11 protein-coding genes are annotated in these 14,515 nt (G+C 69.7%); 10 read left to right on the top strand and 1 reads right to left on the bottom strand.

The window, feature by feature from the left end; genetic code table 11:
- The first annotated feature begins 161 nt into the window (after positions 1-161).
- From HQ314_RS11495 to HQ314_RS11455, 9 genes are all read left to right on the top strand, one after another.
- Positions 162-1,532: a sugar transferase gene (locus HQ314_RS11495; protein WP_081821047.1), complete on the top strand. Its 1,371-nt coding sequence runs from the start codon at positions 162-164 to the stop codon at positions 1,530-1,532.
- Between the two features lie 19 nt (positions 1,533-1,551).
- Positions 1,552-2,925: an O-antigen ligase gene (locus HQ314_RS11490; protein WP_222650130.1), complete on the top strand. Its 1,374-nt coding sequence runs from the start codon at positions 1,552-1,554 to the stop codon at positions 2,923-2,925.
- Positions 2,835-3,887, top strand: coding sequence for a glycosyltransferase family 1 protein (locus tag HQ314_RS11485; protein WP_056447022.1), 1,053 nt, complete (start codon positions 2,835-2,837; stop codon positions 3,885-3,887). The genes HQ314_RS11490 and HQ314_RS11485 overlap by 91 nt, the downstream gene beginning before the upstream one ends.
- Positions 3,887-5,437, top strand: a complete 1,551-nt coding sequence (locus tag HQ314_RS11480) for a flippase (RefSeq protein WP_261781632.1) — start codon at positions 3,887-3,889, stop codon at positions 5,435-5,437. The genes HQ314_RS11485 and HQ314_RS11480 overlap by 1 nt, the downstream gene beginning before the upstream one ends.
- Complete coding sequence (locus HQ314_RS11475; protein WP_308119363.1) at positions 5,434-6,519, top strand: glycosyltransferase family 4 protein; 1,086 nt, start codon at positions 5,434-5,436, stop codon at positions 6,517-6,519. Before HQ314_RS11480 ends, HQ314_RS11475 begins: the two co-directional genes overlap by 4 nt.
- Positions 6,520-6,730: 211 nt before the next feature.
- Entirely contained in the window at positions 6,731-8,062 is a 1,332-nt protein-coding gene (locus HQ314_RS11470) for a hypothetical protein (RefSeq protein WP_222650129.1), read from the top strand.
- Entirely contained in the window at positions 8,049-9,161 is a 1,113-nt protein-coding gene (locus HQ314_RS11465; protein WP_027504128.1) for a glycosyltransferase, read from the top strand. Before HQ314_RS11470 ends, HQ314_RS11465 begins: the two co-directional genes overlap by 14 nt.
- The gene (locus HQ314_RS11460) at positions 9,148-10,440 is read left to right on the top strand and encodes a hypothetical protein (RefSeq protein WP_222650128.1); all 1,293 of its coding nucleotides are present in this window, start codon (positions 9,148-9,150) and stop codon (positions 10,438-10,440) included. Before HQ314_RS11465 ends, HQ314_RS11460 begins: the two co-directional genes overlap by 14 nt.
- 6 nt (positions 10,441-10,446) lie before the next feature.
- Complete coding sequence (locus HQ314_RS11455; protein WP_308119362.1) at positions 10,447-11,652, top strand: lipase family protein; 1,206 nt, start codon at positions 10,447-10,449, stop codon at positions 11,650-11,652.
- Position 11,653: 1 nt separating this feature from the next.
- Here HQ314_RS11455 and zwf read toward each other — a convergent pair whose 3' ends face one another.
- Positions 11,654-13,111: a glucose-6-phosphate dehydrogenase gene (gene zwf / locus HQ314_RS11450; RefSeq protein ID WP_056447015.1), complete on the bottom strand. Its 1,458-nt coding sequence runs from the start codon at positions 13,109-13,111 to the stop codon at positions 11,654-11,656.
- A 124-nt stretch (positions 13,112-13,235) separates the two neighbouring features.
- Here zwf and HQ314_RS11445 point away from each other — a divergent pair, with 124 nt between their 5' ends.
- Positions 13,236-14,486, top strand: coding sequence for an Ig-like domain-containing protein (locus HQ314_RS11445; RefSeq protein WP_222650127.1), 1,251 nt, complete (start codon positions 13,236-13,238; stop codon positions 14,484-14,486).
- The last annotated feature ends 29 nt before the right edge of the window (positions 14,487-14,515 follow it).

Genomic DNA, 14,515 nt, shown 5'->3' with positions numbered 1-14,515 from the left:
TAGTGTTGACCTCGGTCGGTCAACCACTAGGTCCGTACGGAGTGAATCCTGTGTCCGAAACACTGGAATCGCGAGATACGTTGCTACGCAACGCCCCTGCCACGAGGGTGTCCAATGAACGTGGAATAGCGGACCGTCTTCGCGTCGATCCCGCACACACGATGGTCACCATCGCGGCAGACGCGACGGCAGCGATCGTGGCTGTTGCCGTGGCGAGGTTCTGGCCGGGAACGGGCGGCATCGACTACGGCTGGGTGCCGTGGTTGTTCGTGCCGCTGGTTCTGCTCATCCTGGCGTCCCGCTCGCTCTACCGACGCGGACTCCGCCGGAACTTCCTCGACGAGATCGGTCCCGTCGAGACGTCCGTCGCGCTCGCCACTCTGCTGGTGCTGACGATCTTGCTGGTCATCGGCACGGAGTACCGGCCCGGCCTCTTCATGGTCCGGGTGTGGATCGCCGCGGCGATCCTGGTGGCGGTGGCGCGGTTCCTGCGCACCGCGATCCAGCGGTACCTGCGGGTGAACCACAAGTCGGCGGCTCCGACGCTCATCATCGGCGGCGGTCCCATCGCCCACCAGCTGGCGTCGCGCATGCACCAGTTCCCCGAGTACGGCCTCGACCCCGTGGGCGTGCTCGACAAGGCACCCGCGGTCGATCCGCAGCCTGACACTCCCGAGGCACTGACCGTCCCCTACATGGGCACACCGTCGCAGCTCGCGCAAGCCATCGAGCAGACCGGCGCCGAGGAGCTCGTCATCGGGTTCTCGGACGTTCCGACCGAGAGTCTGGTCAAGGCCATCCGCACCGCCCACTCGAACGGCATGCGAGTGTGGTTGGTACCGCGCCTGTTCGACACCGTCGGCGTGCGGACCCGCGTCGAGCATCTCGGCGGGTTGCCCCTGATGGTGCTGCCGCACACCGACCCCAAGGGCTGGCAGTTCGTCGTCAAGGGCGTCATGGACCGCACCCTGGCCGGACTGGGCGTGCTGGTCCTGTCCCCCGTCTTCCTGGTGCTCGCGCTGCTGGTCAAGACGAGCTCCCCCGGACCCATCTTCTTCTCCCAGGAGCGCATCGGCCGTGACGGAAAACCGTTCGGCTGCCTGAAGTTCCGGTCCATGCGTCCGCCGCGTGCCTCGGACGCCGAGTTCACTCGCGTCGAGGGCGCCGCTCCGGGCGGCGTCGAGGGCGTCGATCGCCGGACCCGTATCGGCAAGATCATGCGTCAGACGTCGCTCGACGAGCTGCCCCAGCTCCTCAACGTCGTTCGCGGCGACATGAGCCTCGTGGGTCCCCGACCGGAGCGCCCCGCGTACGTGGATCTGTTCGAGATGCAGATCCGCCGCTACGGTGAGCGGCACCGGGTGAAGGCCGGTGTCACCGGGTGGGCGCAGGTGCACGGACTGCGCGGACAGACGTCCATCGCCGACCGCGCCGAGTGGGACAACTACTACATCGAGAACTGGTCGCTGTCCCTCGACATCAAGATCCTGTTCCTCACCATCGCCGCGGTCCTGAAGAAGGCGGAAGACTGACCGTGTCGGCGGTCCCGTCATGCTGATCGTCCTCGAGGGTCTCGCCGCGGTCGTCGTGCTGGTCGTCGCTTTCCTGGTGGCACGCGCGGTCTTTCACCGACCGCAGCTCGGGGTGCTGCTGCTGGCCGCGTTCGTCCCGCTGAACGGTCTCCTCGCCATCCTTCCGCTGCCCGGCTTCGTCGCCGGCTGGAAGGAGGGCCTGGTGATCTTCACGCTCGGCAGCGCCTGGATCCGGCGCAGTCGAGCGCTGGGCCCGCGTCGTCCGACACTGCTGATGCCCTGGTGGCCGGCCGCAGCCCTGTTCGTGGTGTTCGGGACCGCGTCGGCACTGCTGTCGTTCGGGGTCATCGGCTTCGTCGGCATCAAGGTGACGTTCTTCTACCTGCTGCTGGTGGCGATCCTGTGGCTCGCGCCGTTCGACGCCCGCGACCGGGACCACCTCGTCAGCATCCTCATGGGCATGGGCGCGTTCACGTCCCTGGTCGGCATCGCCCAGTTGCTCGCGGGACCGGCGGCGCTCGTGGCGATCGGGTACGAGTACGGCACCCAGGTCCGGACGTCGGGCGGGCTGCTCCGCACGTTCAGCACGTTCAACCTGCCCTTCCCGTTCGGGCTCTACGTGATGCTGTCGCTGCTCGTCGGCGGAGCCGTGGCGCTCGCGAACCCCATGCGCCGGCGCAACCTGCTGTTCCTGTGCGCGAGCCCGTTCATGGTGGTCGCCATGTCGAGTGCCATCGTGCGAGCGGCGCTGCTCGGACTCGCGGTCGGGCTGATCTACATGACCATCATCCGGTTCCGCGCACTCGGCGGTCTGCTCGTGATCATGGCGGCGCTCGTCGGCGCGATCCTGCCGTTCGTCCCCAAGATCACGTCGGTCTTCTTCTCGTCGAGCAGCCTGAACGAACGTGGCGGTCGATGGAACGAGGTCATCGAGAAGGTGCGCACCCACTGGCTCGGCGAGGGGCTCGGGTCGAGTGGTGCGGCAGCGGACCGGATCTCGTCGGCGCAGGGTGAGAACATCACCGGGTCGCTCGGGCTGTCCACCAACTACCAGCCCGACAACTACTACGTGAAGACGGCTCTCGAACTCGGTCCGATCGGACTGTGGGCCGTCCTCGCGCTCCTGGTGACCGCCCTGATCTGGTGCACGCGACTCTCCCGCACCCTCCCCGGTCAGGACGGCGCGCTGACACTCGGTGTCGGCGCCTCCATCGTCGCGGCGATGTTCGCGTCGCTGGTGGCCACCTATTTCGAGATCTTCCCTATCGACGTCTATTTCTGGCTCTTGTTAGGAGTTGTGGGATGCGCAGCAGCACAACACGAATCGTTTTCGGGGCCCTCGCCCTCCGTCCCGGCGGCAGCGGCGTCCAGACGTACATCCGTGAGCTCCTGAGGGAGCTGCCCGGCCGTCTCCCCGGAACGGACCTCGCCGCCGTCGTCCAGAAGGACGCGATCGGCGAGCTGCCGACAGGCGTCGACGCGCTCCCCCGGCCGGTGTCCGGCGGTGCCGTCCGCGCGGTGCTCGGTGCGCTCCCGGTCGGATCGCACGACGTGGTCCACGGGCTCGACGTCGATCTCCCCCTCGTCGGCCGGGGCGCCACCGTCGCCACGGTGCACGACATCTCGGTCATCGACATGCCGTCCGCGTCGAGTCGCTTCCGCGCCGCCGGCGAACAGCGCCTCGTGCGACGGTCGCTGCGCAAGGCCGACCTGCTCATCGCCGTCTCGCAATTCACCGCCGACCGCATCAAGGCCGTCAGCGGCCGCGACGCCGCGGTCGTCGAACTCGCCCCGGCAGCCTGGGCCGTGCCCCCGGAGGACGGCGCGGTGGAGACGGTGCGCGCGAAGTACGGTCTGCCCGAACGCTTCGTCATGCAGGTGGGCACCGTGGAGCCGCGCAAGAACGTGCAGTTGGTCGCCGACGCCGCGGAGAAGCTGGGCGTGCCCTTCTTCCTGGCGGGCGCGGGGTCCACGGGCCCGGACGCACCCCGCTACGCGAACGGGCTCGGCTACGTCGACGTGGAGGACCTGCCCGCGCTGTACGCGGCGGCGACCGTCACCGCGTACGCGTCGCGCTACGAGGGCTTCGGGCTGCCCCCCGTCGAAGCGATGGCGTGCGGCGGCGCCGTGGTCGCGAGCGCGGTGGGCGCCCTGCCCGAGGTGGTCGGCAAGGGCGCCGTGCTGCTCGACAACGAGCGGGTCGACGACTGGGCGGAGGCACTGAGCCCGTTGATGTTCGACGAGACGGCGCGCGCGGACCTGGTGACCGAGGCCCTGCACGCGATGGCCGACCTGACGTGGGCCCGGACCGCCGAGCGCACCGCGGACGCCTACCGGGACGCAGGCCTGCTCTGATGGACGACGACATCACCGTCGAGGGTGCCGTGATCCCCGAACCCGAGACCCCCGAACCTGAGACGACGGCACCTGAGACCATGGCACCCGACTATCGCGCGCTCGCCGCCGATCCGAAGGCGGCGGCGCGGGCGACCGCGGCGGTGCTGATCTCCCGCGTGATCGTGGCGGGACTCGGCTGGTTGGGCAGCGTCATCGTGGCCCGCTCGCTGAGCCCCGAGGGGTGGGGTCAGTTCAGCTTCGTCTTCGCGCTGCTCGGACTCATGTCCGTCGTCACCGACCTCGGCGTCGGCCGCGTCGTCCTGGCCCGACTGATGGACGACGACGCCGAGGAGATCGGCCGCACCGCCTCGTCGTTCCTCGCACTGCGCACCGTGCTCGGACTCGTGGGGTACGTGCTCGCCGTCGGCTACGTCGTGGTGCTGCAGTACCCGGGTGAGGTCGTCGCGGCGACCGCACTGGGCGGCCTCGTCGTGGTGTTCGCGACGCCGTCCCACGCACTCTCCGTGCTGTTCCAGGCTCGCCATCGACTGTTGCTGGTCGCGGTCATCGAGAGCCTGGGCCAGGGCCTGCAGTTGGTGCTCACGATCCTCGCCGCCGTCTTCGCGCCGGTGCTGCTGATCTTCGTGCTGCCGGCCGTGCTCAACGAGGCGTTCCGCGCGGTCGGCAAGGGTCTCGCGGTGCGGCGGCGGTCGGTGGGCTTGCGCCCGTCTCGTCACATCGACGTCCACCGGTGGGGTGCCTACCTCCGCGAGGCGATTCCCCTCGCGATCGGCTTCGCGCTGACCATCGCGATGCTGAAGATCGACGTCCTGATGCTGAGCCTTCTCGACACCTTCGACGCGGTCGGCCTGTACTCCATCGGCTACAAGTTCTCCGACATGATGGACACCATCGCGCTGGCCGCCGTGGCGCCGGTGAGCACCCTCCTCGTGGCGGCCTGGCCGAGCGAGACGGCCACGTTCCGCGCCCGATCCCGTTCCGCGGGACTGTACTTCGCGACCTTCGGCGCCGTCGCCGTCGCCGGCTTCTGGCCCTCTGCCGAGCCGCTCATCCGCCTGCTCTACGGCGAGCGCTTCGCTCCCGGTTCCGACGCGGCACGGCTCCTCGTCCTCGGTGCCGCGATCATGTCGCTCATCCTGCTCGGCATCTTCCTGCTCGCCTCCGCGGGGATGCAGCGGCACTACCCGCTCGTCGCGCTGTTCGGCCTCGCTCTCAACATCGGCCTCAACGTCGCGCTCATCCCGAGGTTGTCCTACAACGGATCCGCCATCGCCACCGTCGTCACGTTCGGTGTCACGGTGATCATGCTGTGGGTCGTGATCGAGCGCAGCATGCCCATGTCGGGGCTGCTCGCCGTGTCGCCGATCCTCGTGCTCGCCGCCGTCACGGCCGCGGTGACGGTCGGGGCGACACTGCTCGTCGACGCGGCACCGTCCCTGTGGTTCCTGATCTCGGTCGTCGCGGCGCTCCTGGTCGCCGCGTGCGGGTTCCTCCTGACCAAGCGTGACTCGCGCAGCAACTCTCCTGCCCCGGAGGTCGCCTCGTGACTCCGGATCGCACCACCGTGTTCGTCGCGCACACCGCGAACATCTCGGGTGCCGAGAAGATGCTGCTGTCGCTGGTGTCCGAGGCACTGCGGGGGCCGGGCGGCGTCACCGTCGTCTGTCCCGTCGGGGCGCTGTCCGAGGCGCTGCCCGACGCCGCGGTGCACGTCGCGATCCCCGAGCTGGGCCTGGGCGGAGAGCAGGGAGTCGCCCGCATCGGCGCCGCGGCGAGGATGGCGGCGCGGTGGGTGTCGGCGGCACGGACGCTGCGTGCGGTGACGCGACGGCCGGCGACCCACACCGTCGTCAACTCGCTGTTCGCCCTGCCCGCAGCGCGACTCGCCCGGCCACCGCACGGTGTCGCCTGGCTGGTGCACGATGCGATCGCGGCGGGACGCCAGCGCGCCGTGGCATCGGCGAGTCGAGGCGCCGTCCGCCGCGCGGTCGCGTGCACGTCCGCCGCGGCGGCACCGGTACGCGACCTCGGCATCGAGGTGGAGATCGTGCCCTACGGCGTGCCGTGGCCCGTGGAGGATTTCGCCGCCCCCACGCACTCGCCGCCCGTCGTGGGCATGCTCGCGCTCCTCACTCCGTGGAAGGGGCACCTCGTCCTGCTCGACGCGGTCGCGAAGCTCGACGACGTGATGGTCGAACTTGCGGGCGGCAGCTTCTCCGGCGATCAGGCGTACGTCGACGAACTGCACACGCGGGCAGCACGTCCCGATCTCGCGGGACGTGTCCGCTTCCTCGGGCACGTCGATCCCGACAGCGCGCTGCGCCGGTGGGACGTCGTGGTGTCGGCCAGCGTTCTCCCCGAGGCGGGGCCCCTGTCCGTCCTCGAGGCCATGTCCCACGGGGTGCCGGTGGTGGCCACCGATCACGGCGGTCCCACCGAGTTCCTCGCTCGCGGGGAGGGCGTGCTGGTCCCGCCGGGTGACGCGGCGGCACTGGCCGACGCTCTGCGAAGGGTGCTCGGCGACGACGCGGCGCGCGCGGACATGGGAGCACGCGCGCGGGACACCGTCGCGACGCGTCACGACATCTCGGTCACCCTCCCCCGACTGTTGACGGAATTGACCGCATGAATGCCACGACAGAAAGAGCCATCAGCCATTCCTCACGCGCCCAGAATGGGTACCGCGTCGGTTTCACGACGGCCCGCGAACCGATCTCCCGAACGGTGACACACGGCAATTCACCTACGCAGGAATGGTCTCCGTCCCTGCGTAGTATCGAATGGGACATGCCGTCGACCGGGCATGACCGCACGCGCACCAGCAACTCGAGGAGATTCGGTTGGCGCCCGTAGACGACCCCGTGCACCGCGGAGACGTACCTCCGCCGATAGATCTCGCCGGGCACATGCGGGAACTGGGACGCGCGTTCCTTCCCGCTCTGATCATCGCGCTGATCGTCGGCGCCGGCGTCTTCGCCCTCCGCGAGTACGGCACCGAGAAGCAGTACGCGGCATCCGTCGTGACGGAGATCCGGGCGACCGGCGAGGTGATCCCCGGCGACGCGTTCATCGAGCAGCTGCGCGCCCCGTTCATCGGGCTGGCCGCGGACAACGACGTGCTCGATCAGGTGCTGTCGCAGGTCGACACCGGCTGGGACGCCGGTGAGCTCGCCTCCCACCTCGAGCTCGCCCCGGGAACGTCGCCGGCGCTGCTCACCTTCACCGTCACCGCGGACTCCCCCGAGCTCGCCCTCGAGGTCGCCCGCACCACGGTGACCACGGTGTCGCAGGCGTCGTCGGCCAACGCCGCCCGCAACGCACAGGGGCAGCTCGAGCAGGTCCAGGCCTCGATTGCCGCCGAGGAGGCGCGCAACTCCCAGCTCATCCCGGGCGACCCCGCCCGCTCCGCGTCGGACCAGTCGCTCGCCGACCTCCGCGACCAGATGACACAGCTCCAGAGCACGGGCGGCGGGAACCAGCTGGTGGTGCTCGCCGTGCCCGAGCAGAGCACCGCCCCCGTCTCACCGATGCCGGCCTCGGAGGCCTCCGTCGCGGGTCTGGTGGCGTTCATCGTCGCCGCCGAGCTGATCGTGTTGCTGCGCAGTCGACTCGGGCGTCGTCCGCGGCCCGCGTGGGCCCGCCGCGTCGCTCGCAAGTACCAGGCCGACTTCGATCCGAAGGTGACCACGGGCCTGCCGCCCATCGTCGCCGCGACGGTGGCCGCGTCGGACCGGGGCGCGTCGTCGTCCAACGGGAACGGCAGCAACGGCAACGGCACCCGGTCGGCCGGCGCTCGCCACGCCGCTCACGGTCGCATCGAGCAGAACGTGCTGGTACTCGTCGGTGACGACGCCGTGTATCCGGCTCCCACCTCCCTCTCCACGGGCGGGCAGCCCCGCCACCCGGACGCACTCGTCGGGGCCGACCTCACGAGCGAGTGGTGGACCTTCGTCGACGTGCACGACGTCGAGACCGCGGTGGTACTACTGTCGTCCGGTGGACGCGACCGCCGAGCTGCCGAGGGAGTGCTGAAGCAGCTGCGGACGTTCGGCATCCACACTCACCTCGTCGTGCAACCGTCCGGCCGCAAGCGCCGGTCCGATCCCGCCCCGGGTGGACGCACGGCCTCCCAGCGCCCCGAGGAACAGGTCGGACACAATGCCAGACACTGACAAGATCGCGATCGTCCACGAGCGCTTCACCGAGATCGCCGGATCCGAGCACGTCGTCGAACAGCTCGCTCTGCAGTGGCCGGGTGCGCGCGTGTACGCACCCATCGCCCGTCCCGAGGGAACTCCCGCCGGGCTGACCACGCCGCCGAACACCACGTGGCTCAACTCGATCTACAACGGCATCGGTCAGCGGTCCTACGCCCCGGTCCTGCCGCTGATGCCGACGGCGTTCCGTCGTCTGCCGTTGCGCGACGCCGAGGCCGTCGTCGTGAGCCACCACGCCTTCGCGACGCAGGCCGTGCACGCGACCGACGCTCCCGTCATCGCCTACGTGCACAGCCCGGCGCGTTGGGCGTGGGATCCGGAACTGCGGGCGGGTGAGGGCGGCGGCCGTGCAGGTGCCGCGATCCTCACGGCACTGTCGGCCGTCGCACGGCGCTGCGAGACAGGAGCCGCGCCGCGTCTGACCACCGTCGTCGCCAACTCGACCGCCGTAGCGGACCGCATCTCGCGCTGGTGGGGACGAGACGACGCCGTGGTGGTGCACCCACCCGTCGACACCGAGGGCTTCACTCCCGATCCGACGGTGGAGCGTGAGGACTTCTTCCTGCTCGCCGGTCGCCTGGTGCCGTACAAGCGTCCCGACATCGCGATCCGTGCGGCAGCCCTGGCGGACGTACCGCTCATCGTCGCCGGCGACGGCCGCGCGATGGAGCAGTGCCGCGCCCTCGCCGGACCGAAGACGGTGTTCCTCGGCCGCGTCTCGCACGAGAAGCTGCTCGAGCTCCACCGCTCCACGCGTGCACTGCTGATGCCCGGCATCGAGGACTTCGGCATCGTTCCCGTCGAGTCGATGGCCACCGGTACCCCGGTCATCGCGCTCGGTGAGGGTGGTGCCGTCGACTCGGTCATCCACGGCACCACCGGATTGCACGTGCAGCCCGGTACCGACGACGAGATCGTCACCGGTTTCGCCGACGCCATGACGTCGTTCGACCCGGCCCAGTTCGATCGAGCGCAGATCCGCGTCTGGGCGGAAGGATTCTCGCGAGCCAACTTCCGCTCACGGATGCAGGAGGTGATCGATGCCGCAGTCTGAGTACCCGTCGACCGAACTCGACCGCACGTTCGCGCCCGCCCAGAACCTGGCGGTCGTGGGACCCGTGGCGGGGCTCGACGTCGAGGCTGCGCGGGCCATGCTCGCCGCGGCGGAGAACGCGTCCCCCACCTCCCGCATCCGTCTCGATCCGCGTGCGGATCAGCGACACTGGGCGTACCGCACCGACATCGGCGCCGGCACCGCCGTCACCAGCAGGCCGGATCTGGCCACCGACGACCTCGGTGAGCTGATGGATCGCGTGCGTACCCGCGAGGGCGTGCGAGCCCCCGTGGAGATCGTGCTGTGCGGTGATTACGCCGTGGTCCACTACTCCCATGGAGTGGGCGACGGCCTGATGGGCGTGACCATGGTCGGTGCCGCTGCCAGCGACCCGGGCTTCGCGATGGCACGCAGCATGGCGCCGTCGCTGCCGAGAAACGCCACGTGGAGCGCTCTTCGACGGCACTACCGATCCAACCCTCGCGCGCTGCAGGACTTCCGGCGCCTGCGCGCCGTCCACAAGCGGCGTGACGCGACGGCCGACGGAGTGCCGACGCGCCGTATCGAGCACTGGGAGTCGACGAAGACCGCGCGCGCGGCCTACATGCGTCCCGAGCAGGTGGCGGCACTGCGATCGTGGTCGAAGGCGAACGCGCCGGGCGCCACCGGCGCGTCGGTCTCGGTGGCCCTGCTCGTCGCCGCTCTACGGTCCGAGGGTGTGCCCCTCGACGAGCACGTCATGATCCTCTTCAACTGCCGCCGATACCTCGACGAGAAGCACCGCGCGGAACACGGCAACTTCGCGATCGGTATCCCGGTCCGCCTGCCCGTGCTGCCGACGCCGGGTGACGTCGCCGGTGTCATGAAGCAGGTCATCGACTCCGGCTGGCCCATCGCCGTGCTCGGAATGGCCGATGCCCGAGCAACTCTCAAGGGTCACCGGACAGCCCCGGCACCGGCGCCGAGCGAGGACGTCGTCACGGTGCCCGACCGACCGCGACTCGCGGTGAGCGACCTGGGCACCCTCTCGATCTACGACCACCTTCCCTGGCTCGACGACGGTCGGCCCCGGCAGATGACGGCTTCTCTCGAACCAGACGGCCCGGACGGCATCTCGATCCTCGTCTCGCAGGTCCAGGGCGGACGTTCGTACTCGGCGTCGTTCTGCAGCGGCATGATCGAGACCGAGACGGTCGACCGTGCCCTCGCCCGCGCGTGTGCCGATCCCGTCGGCGTGCTGAGCCGGAACACGGCCGACCTGCGCTCCGACGGGGAGTGACGTGCGGTGGCCGCGATCGAGACGACGACCGCGCGCCGCCACGTCGCGCTGACCTGGCTGTCGGTGCTGGCCGTCCTCTGCGCGAGTTGCGCTGGGCTACCGGGAGAGTCGGCCCCGGAGACGGCCGTCGACTCTCTCACCGACGTCGCCGCGGGCTCACTGCTGGGCACCCCTCGTGACTTCGCGGGCTATCCCGCGCTCGCCACCTTGACGGCGGTGTCGAAGACGGTGCTCTACCGTTCGACCTCCGGCATCGACGGCTCCGCCACCGAGGTGAGCGGGCTGGTCCTCGTTCCTCGCGGCGACCCACCGGCGGGTGGGTGGCCGGTCGTCTCCGTCGGCCACGCGACCACCGGTACCGACAGTCGGTGCGCGCCGTCCACCCACATTGGGCTGCTGGGGGCGCTCACCACCGTGATCCCGTTCCTTGCCAACGGTTACGTGGTCGCCATGACTGACTACGAGGGCCTGGGCACCCCGGGGCCGCACCCGTACCTCGATGCCGCCACGGCCGGCAACAACGTGATCGACGCGGTGCGCGCAGCGCGCGAGGTGGAACCGACGGCGTCCGACTCCTGGATCGGCTACGGCGTCTCCCAGGGCGGGCAGGCGGTGTGGGCCGCCAACGAACGGGCCGCCGACTACGGCGACGGACTCCGCCTCGTCGGCACCATCAGCATGTCCCCCGCGACCGACCTGAGCCCGCTCGTCGACGCGATGGTGGCCGGAACACTCACCGCCGAACAGGTCGCGCTGGTGCCGTCGGTCCTGACAGGGCTGTCCGTCGCGCACCCCGACCTCCAGGTGACCGACTACCTCCGCGGTGTGCTGTACGAACGCCGGGACGTCTTCGCCGCCTGCGAGGGCGAGAACGACGGGCTCGAGAGCGCGATCGCCGAGTCTGTCACACCGGCGGACTACGCACCGGTGGACGAGGCCGCCGCAGATCGTCTGCGCGCGTGGCTCACCGAGGCCGGAGTGCCGGGCGCCGCGGCGACCGCGCCCATGTTCGTCGGCTACGGCGAACTGGATCGACTCGCACTCCCGGAGTGGACGGTGGCCGCGGTGCAGCGAGCGTGCACACTCGGCGACACCATCGAGATCCGCGAGGCACCGGGGCAGGGCCACGGCATCCTGAACCTCGGAAGTGCGCCGGCGGAATGGCTGGACGGCCGGTTCGCCGGGACACCGGCGCCGAGTACCTGCAACTAGGTCACTCCCCGCGCCACTCGCGCTCGAACGGCAGCCGCCACGCATCGGGCGCGACCAGACTGTGGATCGCGTTGGGACCCCACGATCCCGGCGCGTAGGACCGGACGGGCGGCGGGTCCTCGAGCAGCGGTGCCGAGACCTCCCACAGCCGCTCGATGCCCTCGGAGGTGGTGAACAGCGTGTGATCCCCGTGCATCGCATCGAGAATCAGCCGCTCGTACGCCTCCAGAACGTCTGCGGCACTCTCCGTCTCGTGCAGCGCGAACTGCATGCTGAGCTTGTCCAGGCGCATGCCCGGGCCCGGCCGCTTGCCGTAGAAGGAGAGCGACACCTTCGACGAGTCGGTGAGGTCGAAGGTCAGGTGGTCCGGCCCCTGGGCGCCGACGCCGGAGCCCGCCGGGAACATCGACTTGGGCGGCTCCCGGAACGCGATCGAGATGATGCGCTGCCCCTCGGCCAGCTTCTTGCCGGTCCGGAGATAGAACGGCACACCCGCCCACCGCCAGTTGTCGATGTGGCACTTCAGGGCGACGAAGGTGTCGGTGTCCGAGTCTGGGGCGATGTCCTTCTCGCTGCGGTAGCCGGAGTACTGGCCGCGCACGACGTTCCGCGGATCGAGGGGAAGCATGGAGCGGAAGACCTTGTTCTTCTCCTCCTTGATCGCCTCGGGTTCCAGCGCGGTGGGCGGTTCCATGGCCGTGAAGGCCAGTACCTGGAACAGGTGGGTCACCACCATGTCCTTGAAGGCACCCGTCGACTCGTAGAAGCCGGCGCGGCCGTCCAGTCCCAGAGTCTCGGGCACGTCGATCTGCACGTGTTGGATGAACGTGCGGTTCCAGATCGGCTCGAAGAGACCGTTGGCGAAGCGGAACGCGAGGATGTTCTGCGCCGGCTCCTTGCCGAGGAAGTGGTCGATGCGAAAGATCTGCTCCTCGGCGAAGGTCTCGTGCACAGCCGCGTTGAGCGCGACGGCGCTGGCGAGATCGGTGCCGAACGGCTTCTCCATGATGATGCGGGCCCGCTCGACGAGCGTCGCCTCGGAAAGCATGTCGATGACGGCGAGCGCCGCGGACGGCGGTACCGACAGATAGTGCAGCCGCTGCACGCCGTCCCCGAGTTCCTTCTCCGCCGCTGCCACCGCGTCCGACAACGCCTGCGGGCCGGCGGTCTGGGGCACGTAGGTCAGGCGAGTCGCGAAGCGGTCCCACTCGTCCTCCGTCGGTGTGCGCGTGGAGAACTGCTCGATCGCCTCCTTCGCCATCGCTCGGAACTCGTCCGACGTCATCTCCTGCAACGACGTACCGACGACGCGCATCCGCGGCGCCAGTTCGGACAGGACGAGGTGCATCATCCCCGAGAGCAGCTTGCGTTTGGCCAGGTCTCCGGTGGCACCGAAGAGGACGACCACCTGGGGCGGCAACGCGTCCGGGACGGAGGATCGGCGGCGAGTCGTGGTCATGCCCGCGATGCTTCCATCGAACCCGCACTCCCGCTCGGCGGGGGTGAGCGCCGCGCACGCGCTACCGTGGTGGTCAGCGCCATGTCGTCGCGCTACCCGATTCCGCACCTTACGGAGCACCCGCATGTCGTCCCGTCCTGCCCTTCTCCGCACCGTTCTCCTGGCGTGCCTCGCGTTCGTGATGCTGCTGGCCTCGGCCTGCACCATCGGATCGAGTGACGGCGGCTCGGGAGGTGATTCCGGCGGCGCGCCGGAGACGACGCAGGCCGCACCCGCGCCGACCCTCACCCTCGACCCGCCGGACGGCGCGGCCGACGTCAACCCGCTCGCGCCGGTGAGCGTGACGGCGTCGAACGGCACCATCACCGCGGTGCGGATGACGAACGCGGACGGTGTCGTCGTCGACGGGGTCGTGACACCCGACGGATCCACCTGGAAGCCGGCCACCACGCTCGGCTACGGGAAGCAGTACTCACTGGAGATCGACACCGAGGCGACCGACGGCGCCGCGCACGAGCAGACGAGCACGTTCACGACCCTGGAGCCGGACAACTACACGCTGCCGTCCTTCGTGACGTCGGGCGGCAACCTGCTCACGGACGGGGGCACCTTCGGCGTCGGCATCGTCGCGGTGGTGCACTTCGACGAGCCCATCGGTGACCGCGCCGCCGCCGAGCGCACGCTGTCCGTCCAGACCACGCCCGCCGTGACCGGATCCTGGTACTGGGCCGACGACCAGAACGTCCACTGGCGGCCGGAGAACTACTACACGCCCGGAACCGCGGTGACCATCTCCGCGAAGGTGTACGGCGTCGAGGTCGGTGAGGGCCTCTTCGGACAGGAGGACGTCACCACGTCGTTCACCATCGGCGACTCGCACGTCTCCGTCGCCGACGACGACACCAAGCAGGTAGAGGTGTACGAGAACGGCACGCTCGTGCGCACCATGCCCACGTCGATGGGCATGGGCGGCAGCGAGACCGTCGGTGGCCAGACGTTGACGTTCTGGACTCAGCCCGGCGTCTACACCGTGCTGGACAAGGCGAACCCGGTGATCATGGACTCCTCGACGTACGGGCTGCCGGTGAACTCGCGCCTCGGGTACAAGGAGTCGATCAACTACGCGACGCGCATCAGCAACGACGGCATCTACCTGCACGAACTCGAGGACACCGTGTGGGCGCAGGGCAACACCGACGTCTCGCACGGCTGCCTCAACCTGAGCCGGGCCAACGCGTCCTGGTTCTACGACTTCTCGGTGCCCGGCGACGTCGTCGAGGTGCGCGACACCGGCGGTGCACCGCTGCAGCAGTGGCAGAACGGTGACTGGAGCGTCCCGTGGTCCGAGTGGCTCGCCGGGAGTGCGCTGGCCTGATCCGCTCGCAGTCGTCACCACCCCGCGCG

The organism is Rhodococcus sp. BP-332 (assembly GCF_019836065.1).
GTDB lineage: Bacteria > Actinomycetota > Actinomycetes > Mycobacteriales > Mycobacteriaceae > Rhodococcoides.
Note: the sequence above shows the minus strand (reverse complement) of the source record. Positions and strands in the feature narration are given on the sequence as shown.